The following is a 16670-nucleotide window of genomic DNA, read 5'->3' as shown; positions in this document are numbered from 1 at the left end:
GCGAGCATCGCGACGATGGCCTCGGGGATCATCGGCATGTAGATCGCGACCCGGTCGCCCTTGGCGACGCCGAGGTCGGTCAGGGCGTTGGCGGCCTGGGAGACCTCGTCCTTGAGCTGGGCGTAGGTGATGTCCCTCGTGTCGGCCACCCCGTCGTGAACGGGCTCGCCGATCCAGTGGAGGGCGACCTTGTCGCCGCGGCCGGCCTCGACGTGGCGGTCGACGCAGTTGTAGGCGGCGTTGAGGGTGCCGCCGACGAACCATTTCGCGAACGGTGCGTTCGACCAGTCGAGGACCTGGTCCCACTTCGTGGCCCAGGTCAGCCGCTCGGCCTGCTCGGCCCAGAAGCCCTCGCGGTCGGCCTTCGCTGCGTCGTAGGCGTCGGCCTTGACGTTCGCGTTCGCGGCGAGCTCGGCCGGCGGCTCGAAGCGCCGGTCCTCCTTCAGCAGGTTGGCGAGGGTCTCGGCAGTCTGGTCGCTCACGGTTGTCTCCTGATCGAAAGGGGTGCCACAGGTCACATTAGGACCCACGGGAAGTGTGGTCACCAGGGGTTGCATCGGTGTTGCTCGTGCCGGAGGCCGGGACAGGTACGACGCCCGCCCCGGCCTCCGGTGGTCGAGTGCGGCTCAGTGCTGCACGGCCTGCTCGGCGCCGGCACCGGTGAGCGCGCGGACCTCGAGCTCGGTGAACCTGTCCTCGGCCGCCGGCTCCTTCGAGGTGACCGTCCCGAGCCAGCCGAAGAAGAAGCCGAGCGGGATCGAGATCAGGCCCGGGTTCTCCAGCGGGAACCAGTGGAAGTCCACGCCCAGCGGGAAGAGCGCCGCGCTGATCACGTTGCCGTCGGCGTCGAGGCCGGTCTTGCCCGAGACGACGGGCGAGAAGAACACCAGCGTGATGCAGGAGACCAGGCCGCCGTAGATGCTCCAGGTGGCACCGCGGGTGTTGAAGCGTCGCCAGAACATGTTGTAGACGATCGCCGGCAGGTTGGCCGACGCCGCGACCGCGAAGGCCAGGCCGACGAGGAACGCGATGTTGAGGTTGCGGGCCGGGATGGCCAGCAGGATGGCGATGATGCCGAGGCCCGCGGCGGCGTACCGCGTCACCCGGATCTCCTCCTCCTCGGTCGCCGTGCCCTTGCGGATCACCGCGTTGTAGATGTCGTGGGCCACCGACGTCGAGGACGTCAGGGTGAGGCCCGCGACGACCGCGAGGATGGTCGCGAAGGCGACCGCGGAGATCACGGCGAGCAGGATCGCGCCACCGGTGGAGCCACCGCCGCCGCCGACCGCCTCGGCGAGCAGGGGCGAGGCGAGGTTGCCGCTGGACGCCGCGACGTCCGCCGCCTTGTCGCCCTTCAGCAGCGCCGCGGCACCGAAGCCCAGGACCAGCGTGAAGAGGTAGAAGACGCCGATCAGGCCGATCGCCCAGAGCACCGACTTCCGCGCGTCCCGCGAGGTCGGGACCGTGTAGAAGCGGACCAGGATGTGCGGCAGGCCGGCGGTGCCGAGCACGAGCGCGATGCCGAGGCTGAGGAAGTCGAGCTTGTGGGTCTGGTCGATGCCGTACTTCAGGCCCGGCTCGAGGAAGCCCGGCTTGCCCGAGTTCGACTGCGCGGCGCCGAGGAGCTCGGAGAGGTTGAAGTCGAACTTCGCGAGGACCAGCACCACGATCAGGGCCGAGCCGACCATCAGCAGGATCGCCTTGACGATCTGCACCCACGTGGTGCCCTTCATGCCACCGACGGTGACGTAGACGATCATCAGCGCGCCGACGCCCGCGATGACCGCGCTGATGGCGAGGGTGTTGGTCTTGTCGATGCCGAGCAGGAGGACGACGAGGCTGCCCGCGCCGACCATCTGGGCGAGCAGGTAGAACACCGACACGACGACGGTGGAGGTCGCGGCCGCCGTGCGCACGGGGCGCTGCTTCATCCGGAACGCCAGCTGGTCGGCCATCGTGAACTTGCCGGAGTTGCGCAGCATCTCGGCGACGAGCAGCAGGGCCACCAGCCACGCGACGAGGAAGCCGATCGAGTAGAGGAAGCCGTCGTACCCGGCGAGGGCGATGGCTCCGGAGATGCCGAGGAAGGAGGCGGCCGACATGTAGTCGCCGCCGATGGCGAGGCCGTTCTGGAAGCCGGAGAACGAGCGACCTCCGGCGTAGAAGTCGGCGGTGCCGCTGGAGTTGCGGCTGGCCCGGATCGTGATGAAGAGGGTCAGCGCGACGACGGAGAGGAACAGGATCGCGGTGAGCAGCTGGTGGTCCATCAGCGCTCGCCTCCCTTCTGGGAGAGGGCCACGAAGCGCTCGTCGAGCTCTCGGGCCAGGGGGTCGAGCTTGCTGGTCGAGTAGCGGCTGTAGAGCCAGGCGAGGGCGAAGGTCGTCGCGAACTGGAGCAGACCGAAGACGAGGGCCACGTTGATGTTGCCGACGACCTTGTTGCCCATGAAGTCACCGCCCCAGACCGACAGCACGACGTAGAGCAGGTACCACGCCAGGAAGGCGACGGTGGCCGGGAAGACGAAGCTGCGGTAGCGGCGCCGGAGCTCGGTGAACTCCGGCGAGGCGTGCAGCTCGTCGTAGACGGGATCGTGGCGGGCCGCCGTCTGATGGGAGTCGTGGGGTGAGAGGTCGGATGACACGGGTTCCTCCTCGGTCGTGCGGTGTGACCGCGGTCACGGACGTCTCCGACGCTAGGAGTGACCGCGGTCACGTCGGGAGGGGTGAGGCACGGCGCTGCGCCGAGTGGGAGCGGGTTGTCGACGAGCGGTCGGTACGGCGCGACGAACGGCACCCGCCGTGGCCTACGGCGGGACCGTCAGCCACGGTCCGCCGCCCGTTCACCGGCACGTCGCCGGGCCTCCACCGGAGCGGCACAGGCTGGGCCGGCTGCACCCGATCCGCTCTGCAAAGGACCCCCGAGAATGTCTTCTTCCTCCCGTCGTTCCGTCCTCGCTGGCGGCGCCGCCGGCGTCGGCTTCGCCGTCACCGGCGCCATGCCCTCCCTCGCCCAGGCGACCCCCAACGACAACGCCAGTGACCGGGCCAAGGAGCGCGCCGGCCGCGGCGTCGTGGCCTTCCCGCCGCTGCAGGACGACCCGGCCGGCCTGCTCGCGCTCCCCGCGGGCTTCTCGTACGCCGTGGTGACCCGTGCCGGCGTCACCAGGCTCGACGAGGGCCAGCTCACCCCGAACGCCCACGACGGCACGGCCGTCTTCACGACCGGTCGCGGCAGGTACCGTCTCATCCAGAACCACGAGCTCAAGGCCGGCTCGGCGCTCGGCGTCCCGCACATCGAGGGCACCGTGTACGACGAGGGCGCGATCGACGCCGGCGGCTGCACGGTCATCAGCACCGACAGCAAGGGCCGCAACCTCGGCGAGTACGTCGGCATCTCCGGCACGTCCACCAACTGCGCCGGCGGCCCGACCCCGTGGGGCACGTGGCTGACCTGCGAGGAGACCGAGGACCGCGCCGGCAAGAGCTGGAGCGGCAACGGCAAGAGCGGCACGTACCTCAAGGACCACGGCTACGTGTTCGAGGTCTTCCACGACGGCCGGGCCAACGCCAAGCCGATCAAGGCGTTCGGCCGCTACGCCCACGAGGCGCTGGCGATCGACAAGGCGCGCAAGCACGTGTTCCTGTCCGAGGACGCGTCCGGCCCGAACGGCCTGTTCTACCGCTGGACCGCGCCGGCCGGCTTCGAGATGGGCCCGAACCTCGCCGACCGGCTGGCCGACGACGCCGGCGTGCTCGCCGCGATGCAGATCATCATGCCCGACGGATCGGTCCTCCCCGACGTGGCGTACCTGACGTCCGCGCAGATGGGCCTGCCCTTCCCGGTGCAGTGGAAGCAGGTCCCTGACCGGGACGCGAAGACCACCTCGGTCCGCAAGCAGTTCACCGACGGCGAGGTCACCCGCGGCAAGAAGTTCGAGGGCGTCTGGGGCACCGACGAGGGCGTGTACGTCGTCAACTCGTTCGCCTTCTCCTCCTCCGACCTGCCGGCCGACGCCGTCCCCCACGACGGCATGGTCTGGTTCTACAACTACAAGGCCGAGACGATCCAGCTCGTCGCGTACTTCCCGCACCAGGCCACCGCCGCCTCCGGGGCGGCCGCCAAGTACGACGACCTGACCTTCGACGGCCCCGACAACGTGACCGTCACGCCGTGGGGCTCGCTGGTCCTCGCCGAGGACGGCGCCGGCGCCTCGCAGGTGCTGTCCGCGACGCCGTACGGGCCGGCGCAGGCGATCGCCCGCAACCAGCTCAACGACTCCGAGTTCACCGGTCCGACGTTCTCGGAGGACGGCAAGGTGCTGTTCGTGAACATGCAGACCCCGGGCCTGACCTTCGCGATCACGGGTCCGTGGGAGAAGTACCTGGGCTGACGCCGGTGTGACGTGGGGCACCCCGGCGAGGGGTGACAGGCTCTCCTCCGAAATGATTAGGTAAGCCTTACCTGATCTCGGAGGAGAGCCTTCCCGTGTCACAGCTCCCGTTGCACCACGTCTTCCACCCCGACCACGCGGACCACTACGCCGCGGCGCTCGGCACCGGTCTCGACCACCTGCTGCGCCACCTCAAGGGCGTCGCCGGACCCGCCACCGGCGTCCAGCCGGACGAGGCCGCCGCCCGCGTCGCGGCGATCGACCTCGACGTACCGCTGACCGGCGTGGACGACGTCCTCGCCGAGATGTCGCACCTGTGGCTGGACGACGCCGTCTGGTTCCACGAGCCGCGGTACGCCGCCCACCTCAACTGCCCCGTCGTCGTCCCGGCGCTGCTGGCCGAGCTGTTCGTCGCGTCGGTGAACAGCTCGCTCGACACCTTCGACCAGAGCGTCGGCGGCACGTTCATCGAGCGCCGCCTCGTCGAGTGGACCGCCGAGCGGATCGGCTTCGGGCCGGACGCCGACGGCGTGTTCACCAGCGGCGGCAGCCAGTCCAACCTGCAGGGCCTGCTGCTGGCCCGCGGCCGCCACGAGCGGGTCCCGGCCGAGCGGCTGCGGATCCTCGCGTCGGCGGAGAGCCACTTCTCGGTGCAGAAGTCCGCGCGCCTGCTCGGCCTCGGCGAGGAGTCGGTGATCAGCGTGCCGACGGACGCCCGGCACCGGATGGACGCGGTCGCTCTCGGGCGCTCGCTCGCCGCCTGCGCCGACCTCAACCTCCGGCCGATGGCGATCGTGGCCACCGCCGGGACGACGGACTTCGGTGCGATCGACCCGCTGCCGGCGATCGCCGACCTGGCCCGGGCGCACGACACCTGGCTCCACGTCGACGCGGCGTACGGCGGCGGCCTGCTCGTGTCGCCGACCCGTCGTGACCTGCTGGAGGGCATCGACCGGGCCGACTCGGTGACGATCGACTTCCACAAGACCTTCTTCCAGCCGGTGTCGTCGAGCGCGATCATCGTCCGTGACCGCGCGACGCTGCACCCGGCGACCTGGCACGCCGACTACCTCAACCCGCGCGAGGCGACGACGCCCAACCAGGTCGACAAGAGCCTTCAGACCACGCGCCGCTTCGACGCGCTCAAGCTGTGGCTGACGCTGCGGTCGATGGGGCCCGACCTCGTCGGCGGGTACGTCGACGCGGTCATCGACCTCGCCGCAGCCGTCCACGCGCGGACGAGTCACGAGCCCGAACTGGAGTTCGCGGCCGCGCCGGAGCTGAGCACGCTGGTGTTCCGCTACGTCCCGACGGGCCTCGACCTCGACGACGCGGCACTCGCGCTGCTCAACACCTCCCTCCGCAGCGAGCTCTACGCCAGCGGCACCGCGATGGTCGCGGCCACCAGGGTCGACGGCGTGCAGTACCTCAAGCTCACGCTGCTCAACCCGATGGCGACCGTCGACGACATCGTCGGGATCCTCGACACGGTCCGGAGCTGCGGCGCCCGCCTGGCCGGCGTACCGGCGGGGGCGGCGCGGTGACCGTCCACGACTTCGTGGCCATCGGGCTCGGCCCCTTCAACCTCGGCCTCGCCTGCTTGACCGACCCGCTGCGCGGCACCCACGAGTCGCCGGGGCTCGACGGCGTCTTCCTCGAGGCCCGCGACGGCTTCGACTGGCACCCCGGCATGCTGCTCGACGACGCGACGCTGCAGGTGCCCTTCCTCGCGGACCTGGTCACGATGGCCGACCCGACGTCGCGCTGGTCGTTCCTCAGCTACCTCAAGCAGAGCGGCAACCTCTACCCCTTCTACATCCGGGAGAGCTTCTACCCGCTGCGCAGGGAGTACGACGACTACTGCCGCTGGGCCGCCGAGAGCCTGCCGTCGGTGCGCTTCGGGCAGCGGGTCACCGACGTGGAGCACGACGGGTCGGCGTACCTGGTCCGGACGGCGACGGGTGAGGAACTCCGCGCCCGCCGGCTGGTCCTGGGCATCGGGACGTCGCCACGTGTCCCCACTGCGCTGCGTCCGCTCCTGGGAGCGCCCGGTGTCATGCACTCGGCCGACTACCTCGCGCACCGCGAGGAGCTGCAGCAGCAGGAGCGGATCACCATCGTCGGCAGCGGCCAGAGCGCGGCCGAGATCTACCTCGACCTCCTGGCGGCGGCGCCCGAGCACGGCTACGAGCTGGTCTGGTTGACGCGCAGCCCGCGCTTCTTCCCGATGGAGTACACCAAGCTGACGCTCGAGATGACGTCGCCGGAGTACGGCGCCTACCACCGCGCGCTGCCGATGGAGACCCGCGACCGGCTGGCCCGCGACCAGCGCCACCTGTTCAAGGGGATCAGCGGCGACGTCATCGACGCGATCTTCGACCTGCACTACCAGCAGCGGGTCACCGGCGACGGACCGCGCACCACGCTGATGACGCACACCGAGGTCCGCGACGCGCGCTCGCTCGGCCGCAGCGGTGCGGAGCTCGACCTGCTGCACACCGAGACCGGTGAGGCGTTCTCCGTGCGCACCGGCGGCCTGGTGCTGGCGACCGGCTACGGACCGACCACGCCCGGCTTCCTCGCCGGGATCGAGGACCGGATCCGCCGCGACCCCCGCGGCCGGTACGACGTCGCGGACGACTACTCCGTCGACGTGGCCGGCGGCGAGGTGTTCGTGCAGAACGCCGAGGAGCACACCCACTCCCTGCTCGCGCCGGACCTCGGCATGGGCGCCTACCGCAATTCGGTGATCATCGCGGCGATGCTCGGCCGCGAGGTGTACCCGGTCGAGAAGCGGATCGCCGTGCAGACCTTCGGGGTGCCCGACCAGTTCCGGGTTTCGAGGCTCGCTGGCGCTCGCACCTCAACCACCGAGGAGATCTTTGAATGACCACCTCGCTCGCCGGCCGGATCACCATCGAGCCGCTCGACCTGGACCGCGACCTGGAGCTCCTCCATGCCTGGGTCACCCACCCGCGCTCGGCGTTCTGGATGATGCAGGGGGCCTTGCTCGACGACGTCCGCACCGAGTACGCCGGCATCGCCGCGCACCTGCACCACGACGCCTTCCTCGGCCGGGTCGACGGTCGGCCGACCTTCCTGGTCGAGACGTACGACCCGGCGTACGCCGAGGGGCTCGCCGACCTGCCCGAGCTGCAGCCCGGCGACCTCGGCATGCACGTACTGGTCGCTCCTCCCGAGGGCCCGCCCGTCCCCGGACTGACCACGGCGGTCCTCGACGCGGTGATGGCCTTCTGCTTCGCCGACCCGCGCGTGGGTCGCGTCGTGGTCGAGCCGGACGTCCGCAACCACGCCATCCGCGCCAAGAACCTCGCCGCCGGCTTCACCGAGCTGCGCGAGGTCCCGCTGCCCGGCAAGACCGGGATGCTGTCGGTCTGCCCGCGCGAGGACTGGCACGCCCCGGAGCACCTGACGCCGGAGCACCTGACGCCGGAGCACCTCGCGCGGGCGCAGCGGCACCTGGTGGCCAAGGCACTCGGGGAGTTCAGCCACGAGCGGCTGATCGCGCCGGTACGCGTGCCCGGCGAGGACCTCTGGCGGGTGGACACGGAGGGGTCGACCTACACCTTCGCGGCGCGGGTGAAGAAGCTCGAGCACTGGGTCGTCGACGCCGCGTCGGTGACCCGGACGGTCGGCGTCGAGCCGGCCGAGCCCGACGCGCAGGAGCTGGTCGCCGAGCTGGCGCCCGTCCTCGGGATCCCGGACCAGCTGCTGCCGACCTATCTGGAGGAGATCGCCTCCACCCTTGCCTCCACGGCGTGGAAGCTGTGCCACCGGGCGGTCCCGGTCGCGCAGCTGGTCGACGCGAGCTACCAGGACATCGAGTCCGCGATGACCGAGGGACACCCGGCGTTCGTCGCCAACAACGGCCGCATCGGGTTCGGGATCGACGACTACACGGCGTACGCCCCGGAGGCCGGGCGCCCGGTGCGCCTGCACTGGGTCGCCGCCCGGCGTTCGCTCACCCACCTGTCGCTGGGGGAGGGCGAGTCCGAGCAGTCCCTGTACGACGCCGAGCTGGCGGCGCCCGTCCGCGACCGCTTCCACCGCCGGCTCGCAGCGCTGGGCCTGGCGGCCGAGGACTACCTGTTCCTGCCGGTGCACCCGTGGCAGTGGACCAACAAGCTGGCGATCACGTTCGCGCCCGACGTCGCGCGCCGCGACCTCGTCCACCTCGGTGAGGGCGAGGACGACCACCGGCCGCAGCAGTCGATCCGCACCTTCTTCAACGCGAGCCGTCCGGATCGGCACTACGTCAAGACGGCGCTGGCGATCCAGAACATGGGCTTCGTGCGGGGACTCTCGCCGAGGTACATGGAGGCGACGCCGGCGATCAACGACTGGGTCGCCTCGGTCGTGCACGCCGACGAGGAGCTGCAGGCGTGCGGCTTCGAGGTGCTGCGCGAGCTGGCGGCGATCGGCTACACCGGCGACGCCTTCCACCGCCTGGCCGGCACGTCGCCGTACCGGAAGATGATCGCGGCGCTGTGGCGCGAGAGCCCGCTCCCGCGGACGCCTGTGGGCGAGCAGCTGACCACGATGGCCGCGCTGCTGCACCGCGACGCCGACGGTGACGCGCTGGTCACCGCGTGGATCAAGGCGTCCCCGGTCGACGCCGCGACGTGGGTCCGGGCGTACCTGCGGGCCTACCTGCGTCCCCTCGTGCACTGCCTCCACGCCTACGACCTCGCGTTCATGCCGCACGGCGAGAACCTGCTGCTGCGGTTGCGCGACCACGTCCCGGTCGGTGCGTTCATGAAGGACATCGGCGAGGAGGTCGCGCTCATGGGGGACTTTCCGCTGCCCCCCGAGGTGGAGCGGATCCGCGGCTCCTTCCCCGACGACGTGAAGGCGCTCGCCGTGCACACGGACGTGTTCGACGGGGTGCTGCGCTTCGTCGCGGCGATCCTCGACGAGGACGGGATCCTGCCCGAGGACGAGTTCTGGGCGATCGCGCGCGCGACCATCGAGGAGCACGCCGCCGACCACCCCGAGCTCGCCGACGCCGCGGGTCGCTACGACCTGCTGCGCGAGCGGTTCCGGCACAGCTGCCTCAACCGGCTCCAGCTGCGCAACACCCTGCAGATGGTCGACATCGCCGACCAGGCGGAGTCGCTGATCTTCGCCGGGACGCTGGCCAATCCTGTCGCGACCCCTCCCGTGGCGCCGTGATCACCCGGGATGCGTGGGGCATCCCGCACGTCACCGGGGCCACGGTCCTGGAGGTCGCTCGCGAGCAGGGACGCGCGACGGCGCAGGACCGGGCCTGGCAGCTGGAGGTGGAGCGCCGTCGTACCGAGGGGACGTGTGCGGAGCTGTTCGGCCCGTCCGCGCTGGAGTGGGACGTCCTCGCCCGGCGTGCGCTGCTCGTCGACGTCGCGCGCCGGGCGTACGCGGCGCTGGCCCCGGAGAGCCGCGACTTCGTGGATGCGTACGTCGACGGGATCAACGACGTGCTCGAACGAGCCTGGCACCGCTGGACCCCGCTGGCCGTGTTCGCCGTGCAGCACCTGCTGTTCTCGCGCTTCCCGAGCAAGCTGTGGCAGCACCACGTCGGCACGGTGCTCGGAGCCGATGCTCCGGAGGCGCTGGCCCTGCTCCGCAGTGAGGGCCTGCCCGGCGGCAGCAACGCCGTCGCCGTGGCCGGGTCGCTGACGGCCGGTGGACTGCCGATCGTCGCCGGCGACCCGCACCGCGTGATCGAGGCGCCCGGCTGCTACGCCCAGGTCCGGCTCACGTGCACCGACCCCGACGATCCCTTCGACGTCGCCGGACTCACCTTCGTCGGCGTCCCCGGCGTCCAGCACTTCGGCCACGCCGGCGCGGTCGCGTGGGGCGTCACGAACGCCGTCGCCGACGACGAGGACGTGTACGTCGAGGAGCTGGTCCGCCACCGGGGTGCGGTCATCGCGCGCGGTGCCCCCGGGTCCGGGCGGGGCTGGGAGCCCGTCGCCCGGCGGGTCGAGGTGGTGCGGGTCCGCACCGGCGCCGATGCGTACGACGCCGTGCCCCTGGAGGTGCTGGTCACCGAGCGCGGACCGGTCGTGGTCGGCGGCCCGGGCGACGCGGCGACCTTCAGCCTGCGCAATCCCTCGTACGTGCTGGGGAATCTCGGGTTCGACACCCTGCTGCCGCTGCTCCGGTCGCGGTCGGCCGCCGACGTCGCGTCCGCCTTCGGGCACTGGGTCGGTCCGGTCGACAACCTGCTCGTCGCCGACGCCGGCGGTGCCGTGGAGCACCGGGTCGTCGGCCGGGTGCCCGTGCGGTCGGCCGGGGACGGGCGCTGGACGGGGTGGGTCGAGGACCTGCCGCGTCGTACCGGCGAGGTGCTGGTGACCGCCAACGACCGCGCCACCGAGGAGTTCGCCCGGATCGGCGACGACTTCGCGCCGCCCCACCGGGCACGGCGGCTGGCCGAGGTGGTCGCGGAGCTCGCGGCCTCGGGACCCCTCACGCCGGAGACGCTCGCCGACGCGCTGGCCGACGACCGCCAGGTGGCGGGGGAGTCGCTGCTGGACCTGGCCGCCGGCCTGCTCGACCTGTCCGCCCCCGCCAGCGCGTTGCGGGACCGGCTGCTGGCCTGGGACCGCCGGATGACGACCTCCAGCGTGGAGGCCTCCCTGTTCGCGGCAGTCCGGGCGGCGGTGGTCGAGTCCTTCGCTGCCGCGCCGGCCCTCGCGGGGGTGGACGCGACGCCCCACGGCGAGCTGTACGCACCGTGGTTCGACCTGCGCGGGCGGCTGCGGCTGGCCCTGCCGGCCCTGCTGCGCGCGACGAAGCCGTTCGGGGTCGACCCGTTGCAGGCCGTCGCCGACGCGCTCGAGGAGGTGGCCGCCGTACCGGGGGCGGGGGCATGGGGGAGCGCGCACCTCGCCGTACCCCTGACGCCGCACCAGCAGTTCGGCCTTGCTGCACCCGCCGGCGAGGGTGCGCCGCTGATCGCGGTCGCCGGCGACGACGACTGCGTCCTCGCGACCCGCGCCCTCGGCGGCGCCGGCGCCTGCGTCCACGGCCCGGTCGCCCGCTTCGTCTGGGACCTCGCCGGCGCCTCGCGCTGGGTCGTCCCGCTCGGCGCCTCGGGCGACCCCGCCTCGCCGCACCACCACGACCAGCAGGCGGCATGGGCCGCCGGCGGCACCATCCCCCTGGAGGACTCATGACCGTCACCGTGCGCCCCGTCGACCCGGAGGCGGATGCCGCGCTGCTCACCGCGTGGGTGACCGCGGACCGCGCCGCCTTCTGGGGGATGGCGGACCTGGGCGAGGAGGACGTCGCCGCGGTCTACCGGTACATCCACGAGCAGGAGCACCTGGCGGCGTACCTGCTCGTGCTCGACGGAGACCCCGTCGGCCTCCTGCAGACCTACGACCCCGCCGTCGACGAGATCGGCGAGTGGTACGACCGCCGCCCCGGCGACGTCGGCGTCCACCTCCTCCTCGCCGGCGACCCACGCCGGGCCGGCCGGACCCCCGAGGTGATCGCCGCCGGCATGGACTTCGTCGCCCACGTCCCCGGATGCCGGCGTCTCGTCCTCGAGCCCGACGCCCGCAACACGGCCTCCGTCGGCCTGCTCGAGCGTCTCGGCGCCGAGCGTGGTCCGCTCGTCGAGCTGCGGACGAGCATCGCGGAGAAGCCGGCGCAGTTCTTCTTCATCGACCGGGAGCAGGCGCTGGCGATCGCGGGGGTTCACTGACCTGGCCGGACCGGCCGACACAGACCGGCTCCGAGGTGAGCCCGTGAGGTGCGTGAGCCCGTGAGATCGAGTTGACGCAACGAAATCTCGCGGCGAGCAGGGCCGAAACGAGCGGCGCGCAGGATCAGGGTCATCAACCGACCCCTGTCCCGTGGACGAACGTCCCGGGTCACGCCGCCAGGAGCCACCATGACTCTCACCAGCCCGAGCAGCGACGACCTCGTCGCCGCCTCGCCCGTACCGAAGCCGAGCCGCCGCCGCGGCGGCCGGTGGATCGACGACTGGCGACCGGAGGACCCCGAGTTCTGGGAGTCCACCGGGGCGCCGATCGCCAAGCGCAACCTGATCTGGTCGATCTTCGCCGAGCACCTCGGCTTCTCGGTCTGGCTGATCTGGAGCGTCTCCTCGGCGTTCCTGGTCGCCCAGGGCTTCACGTTCACGCCGCAGCAGCTGTTCTTCCTGATCGCGATCCCGAACCTCGTCGGTGCGCTGATCCGGGTGCCCTACACGCTCGCGGTCGGCAAGTTCGGCGGCCGGAACTGGACCATGGTCAGCGCCGGCCTGCTGCTGATCCCGACGCTCTCGTTCGCGTACTTCGTGACGCAGCCGGACACGCCGTACTGGGCGTTCTGCGTCATCGCCGCGACGGCCGGCTTCGGCGGTGGCAACTTCGCCAGCTCGATGGCCAACATCAACTTCTTCTACCCGGCGCGGCTCAAGGGCTCGGCCCTCGGCCTCAACGCGGCGGGCGGCAACCTGGGTGTCGCGATCATCCAGTTCTTCCTGCCGGTGATCGTCGGCGGCGCGGGCATCTTCGGCCTGGTCAAGGCGTCGGAGGGTGGCATCCACCTCGAGCGCGCCGCCTGGGTGTACGCCGGGCTCGCGGTCGTGGCCGTGCTGGCGGCGTTCTTCTTCATGGACAACCTGTCCAACGCCAAGACGGACACCAAGCAGCAGCTCAGCGTGCTCAAGCACAAGCACACCTGGGTGATGTCCATCCTCTACATCGGCACCTTCGGCTCGTTCATCGGCTACTCCGCCGCGATGCCGCTGCTGATCAAGCTCAACTTCTGGCGCCAGCCCGTCCCGGCCGTCCACGGCATCGGCATCAACTTCGCCTTCTACGCCTTCCTCGGCGCACTTGTCGGCTCGGTCGCCCGCCCGCTGGGCGGCTACCTGGCGGACCGCTTCGGCGGTGCGCGGGTCACCGTGTGCGCGTTCGCCGGACTGGTGCTCGGCACGCTCGGCATCCTGTTCACGCTGAGCCAGCTCCAGGAGCTGCCCCCGCCGCCGGACAAGGCCAAGCTCGCCGAGATCGCGGCGAACCCGGCGGCCTTCCAGTTCCCGGACGCGGTGCGCGCCGCCGTCGACTCCAACGCCGACGTCTTCCCGTTCTTCCTCGCGATCTTCCTGTTCGTCTTCGCCTGCACCGGCATCGGCAACGGCTCGACGTACAAGATGATCCCCGCGATCTTCCGCAAGGACGCCGTCACGGCGACCGGCGAGGGCACCCCCGAGCGCGAGCTCGCCGTCCTCGACGCCACCAAGAAGTCCTCGGCCGCGGTCGGCATCATCGGTGCCGTCGGTGCGCTCGGCGGCTTCCTGATCCCGATCACGTTCAACAGCCCGTGGGTCACCGCCCCGCTGGACGCGACCAAGAGCGCCTTCACCATCTTCACGGTGTTCTACGTCGCCTGCCTGGTGCTGACCTTCGCGGTCTACCTCCGCAAGCGCACGGGCGCCAAGGCCGACACGGGGTACGTCGGGGTCTGAGCCACCGAGGTCTCGAGGCTCGCTGCGCTCGCACCTCAACCAACGACAAGGCCGTGAGGCCGTGAGGACATGTTGACCTCGCGGCCTCGCGGCCTCCCGTGACGTGAAACGCCGTCCCGCTGGAATGGATGACATGACCGAGAGCGCCGCCGTGAAGACCCACTGCCCGTACTGCAGCCTGCAGTGCGGCATGGCGATCTCCCGCAAGGGCCGCGCCGGCATCGAGATCGGGGCGTGGGACGAGTTCCCCGTCAACCAGGGCGCGATGTGCCGCAAGGGCTGGACGTCCGGCGAGCTCCGCGGCAGCCGCGAGCGGCTCACGCAGCCGCTGGTCCGGGACTGCGCGACCGGCGAGCTCCGCGGAGCCAGCTGGGACGAGGCCCTCGACCTGGTCGCCGCACAGCTCACGAGCCTCCAGGCCGCGCACGGCAAGGACGCGGTGGCGGTCTTCGGCGGCGGTGGCCTGACCAACGAGAAGTCCTACCAGCTCGGGAAATTCGCCCGCGTCGCGCTCGGCACCAGCCAGATCGACTACAACGGCCGCTGGTGCATGAGCTCGGCCGCCAGCGCCGGCAACCAGGCGTTCGGCGTCGACCGCGGCCTGCCCTTCCCGCTCGCCGACATCGAGCAGACCGACGTCGTCGTCCTCGTCGGCTCGAACCTTGCCGAGACCATGCCGCCGGCCGCCCGCCACCTCGACCGGCTGCGCGAGCGTGGCGGAAAGGTCGTCGTGATCGACCCTCGGCTGACGTCGACCGCCGAGCGTGCGGACCTCTTCCTGCAGCCGGTCCCGGGCACGGATCTCGCCCTGGGACTGGGCGTTCTCCATCTCCTCGACGCGCAGGGCGCCATCGACGAGGAGTACGTCGCCGCTCGCACCACCGGCTTCGACGCGGTCCGGCGCTCGGTCGCCTCGTGGTGGCCCGAGCGCGTCGAGCGCACCACCGGCATCGCCACCGACGAGCTGCGCGCCCTGGTCGACCTGCTCGCCGAGGCCGACCGCGTGACGGTGCTGACCGCTCGCGGCGCCGAGCAGCACGCCCAGGGCACCGCGACCGTGCTCGCCTGGATCAACGTCGCGCTCGCGCTCGGCATGCCCGGCAAGGCGTACGCCGGCTACGGCTGCCTCACCGGTCAGGGCAACGGCCAGGGCGGCCGCGAGCACGGCCAGAAGGCCGACCAGCTCCCCGGCTACCGGATGATCGACGACCCCGCAGCCCGGGCCCACGTCGCGTCGGTGTGGGGCGTGGCCCCGGAATCCCTCCCCGGCAAGGGAAAGTCGGCGTACGAGCTGCTGGAGTCGCTCGGTGACGGTGGTGGGCCGAAGGCGCTCCTCGTGTTCGGCTCGAACATCGTCGTGAGCGCCCCGCACGCCACCCACGTCACGAAGCGGCTCGAGTCCCTCGACCTGCTCGTCGTCTGCGACATCGTCATGTCCGAGACCGCCGCGCTCGCCGACGTCGTCCTCCCCGTCACCCAGTGGGCGGAGGAGAGCGGCACGATGACCAACCTCGAGGGCCGCGTGATCCTGAGGCAGCGCGCGATCACGCCGCCGGCCGGCGTCCGCAGCGACCTCGACGTGATCGCCGGCCTGGCTGCGCGGCTCGACTCACCGATCGAGTTCTCCGTCGAGCCGGAGGAGATCTTCGCCGAGCTCGGCCGGGCGTCCGCCGGGGGCAAGGCCGACTACGCCGGCATCACCTACGAGCGGATCGCCGCTGAGAAGGGCGTCTTCTGGCCCTGCCCGACGCCGGACCACCCGGGCACGCCGCGGATGTTCACCGAGACCTTCGCCACGCCGGACGGCCGCGCGCGCTTCCTGGTGCAGGAGTTCGTCGGCGCCGCGGAGCAGCCCGACGCGTCGTACCCGGTGCACCTCACGACCGGCCGCGTACTCGCGCAGTACCAGTCGGGCGCGCAGACCCGTCGCATCAAGGGGCTCACCGACGAGGGTGCCTTCGTCGAGATGCACCCGATGCTCGCCGACCGGATCGGCGCCCACGACGGCGCTCCCGTCGTGGTCCGCACCCGGCGCGGCGAGATGAAGGCGCCGGCGCGCGTCGTCACCACGATCCGCCCCGACACCGTCTTCGTGCCCTTCCACTGGGTCGGTGCGAACCGGCTCACCAACGACGCGCTCGACCCGTCCAGCCGGATGCCGGAGTTCAAGGTCTGCGCGGCGGAAGTGCTCGTCTGACTACTCGTTGACCAGGTTCGTCACGCCGTACGACGCCGCGGCCGCCCTGCCGCGCAGCTTCGCCGGCACCTCGACCACGAAGTCCACCGACTCGTCGGGGTGGCCCTCCTCATGGCCCTCCTCGGGAGGCCGGAAGTCCCAGCGGGCCTGACCGACGAAGCGGCCGTCGGCGTCGTAGAAGCCGGCGAGGACCTGCAGCGCGAGGATCTCGCTGACGTCGCTGGTCACCGTGAGCGAACCGTGGAGCGCGCGGCCGTCGAAGGTGACGCCACGGGTCACGAAGCGGTCGTCGAAGGGGCCGGCGAGCCGGCCGACCGTGCCGGAGGCGGGCGCGAGCCCACGGATGCCGGGCAGCTCCGGATCGCCGGTGGGCGTTGGGAGCCCGAGCGAGGTGTTCACGACCGGTCCGGTCGGGAGGCTGGCCGCATCGGCGGACGGGCTGCCGTCGGAGCCGGACACCGCCAGCCAGAGGCCGGCGACGAGGGCGAGGGAGGCGGCGCCGGCGGTACCGGCGGCGACGAGGGGCTTCACGGGTTCTCCTGGGTGGTGCGGGAAGTACGGCCGAGGGGCCCACGCGTCGGCGCGGGCCCCTCGGG

Annotated in this window: 12 protein-coding genes; 8 read left to right on the top strand and 4 right to left on the bottom strand. The window is 71.6% G+C overall.

Going from position 1 to position 16670, the window contains the following annotated elements; genetic code table 11:
• From ASE20_RS14060 to ASE20_RS14050, 3 genes are all read right to left on the bottom strand, one after another.
• Positions 1 to 482 (bottom strand): acetyl-coenzyme A synthetase N-terminal domain-containing protein (locus ASE20_RS14060; RefSeq protein WP_225869122.1); only part of this gene is annotated, 482 nt, incomplete at its 3' end.
• 144 nt (positions 483 to 626) lie between these two features.
• Positions 627 to 2267, bottom strand: a complete 1641-nt coding sequence (locus ASE20_RS14055; protein WP_056895127.1) for a cation acetate symporter — start codon at positions 2265 to 2267, stop codon at positions 627 to 629.
• Entirely contained in the window at positions 2267 to 2641 is a 375-nt protein-coding gene (locus ASE20_RS14050; RefSeq protein ID WP_056895126.1) for a DUF485 domain-containing protein, read from the bottom strand. Before ASE20_RS14050 ends, ASE20_RS14055 begins: the two co-directional genes overlap by 1 nt.
• Positions 2642 to 2923: 282 nt before the next feature.
• Here ASE20_RS14050 and ASE20_RS14045 point away from each other — a divergent pair, with 282 nt between their 5' ends.
• From ASE20_RS14045 to ASE20_RS14010, 8 genes are all read left to right on the top strand, one after another.
• Positions 2924 to 4390 carry an alkaline phosphatase PhoX gene (locus tag ASE20_RS14045; RefSeq protein WP_056895125.1) on the top strand — a complete coding sequence of 489 codons (1467 nt, stop codon included), beginning with the start codon at positions 2924 to 2926 and terminating at the stop codon, positions 4388 to 4390.
• A gap of 95 nt (positions 4391 to 4485) precedes the next feature.
• Positions 4486 to 5934: a pyridoxal phosphate-dependent decarboxylase family protein gene (locus ASE20_RS14040; protein ID WP_082612392.1), complete on the top strand. Its 1449-nt coding sequence runs from the start codon at positions 4486 to 4488 to the stop codon at positions 5932 to 5934.
• The gene (locus ASE20_RS14035) at positions 5931 to 7280 is read left to right on the top strand and encodes a lysine N(6)-hydroxylase/L-ornithine N(5)-oxygenase family protein (RefSeq protein ID WP_157538530.1); all 1350 of its coding nucleotides are present in this window, start codon (positions 5931 to 5933) and stop codon (positions 7278 to 7280) included. The genes ASE20_RS14040 and ASE20_RS14035 overlap by 4 nt, the downstream gene beginning before the upstream one ends.
• Complete coding sequence (locus tag ASE20_RS14030; protein ID WP_056895124.1) at positions 7277 to 9583, top strand: GNAT family N-acetyltransferase; 2307 nt, start codon at positions 7277 to 7279, stop codon at positions 9581 to 9583. The genes ASE20_RS14035 and ASE20_RS14030 overlap by 4 nt, the downstream gene beginning before the upstream one ends.
• Positions 9580 to 11571 carry a penicillin acylase family protein gene (locus ASE20_RS14025; RefSeq protein ID WP_056895123.1) on the top strand — a complete coding sequence of 664 codons (1992 nt, stop codon included), beginning with the start codon at positions 9580 to 9582 and terminating at the stop codon, positions 11569 to 11571. Before ASE20_RS14030 ends, ASE20_RS14025 begins: the two co-directional genes overlap by 4 nt.
• The gene (locus ASE20_RS14020) at positions 11568 to 12104 is read left to right on the top strand and encodes a GNAT family N-acetyltransferase (protein ID WP_056895122.1); all 537 of its coding nucleotides are present in this window, start codon (positions 11568 to 11570) and stop codon (positions 12102 to 12104) included. Before ASE20_RS14025 ends, ASE20_RS14020 begins: the two co-directional genes overlap by 4 nt.
• Positions 12105 to 12293: 189 nt before the next feature.
• Entirely contained in the window at positions 12294 to 13877 is a 1584-nt protein-coding gene (locus ASE20_RS14015) for an MFS transporter (protein WP_082612390.1), read from the top strand.
• 133 nt (positions 13878 to 14010) lie between these two features.
• The gene (locus tag ASE20_RS14010) at positions 14011 to 16074 is read left to right on the top strand and encodes a molybdopterin oxidoreductase family protein (protein ID WP_056895121.1); all 2064 of its coding nucleotides are present in this window, start codon (positions 14011 to 14013) and stop codon (positions 16072 to 16074) included.
• On the opposite strand, the gene ASE20_RS14005 is transcribed toward ASE20_RS14010, so the two are convergent.
• The gene (locus ASE20_RS14005; protein ID WP_056895120.1) at positions 16075 to 16605 is read right to left on the bottom strand and encodes a hypothetical protein; all 531 of its coding nucleotides are present in this window, start codon (positions 16603 to 16605) and stop codon (positions 16075 to 16077) included.
• Between the last annotated feature and the right edge of the window lie 65 nt (positions 16606 to 16670).

It is taken from the genome of Nocardioides sp. Root240, from assembly GCF_001428825.1.
Lineage (GTDB): Bacteria > Actinomycetota > Actinomycetes > Propionibacteriales > Nocardioidaceae > Nocardioides.
The sequence above is the reverse complement of the archived record's forward strand: the minus strand, read 5'-3'. Positions and strand labels throughout refer to the sequence as shown.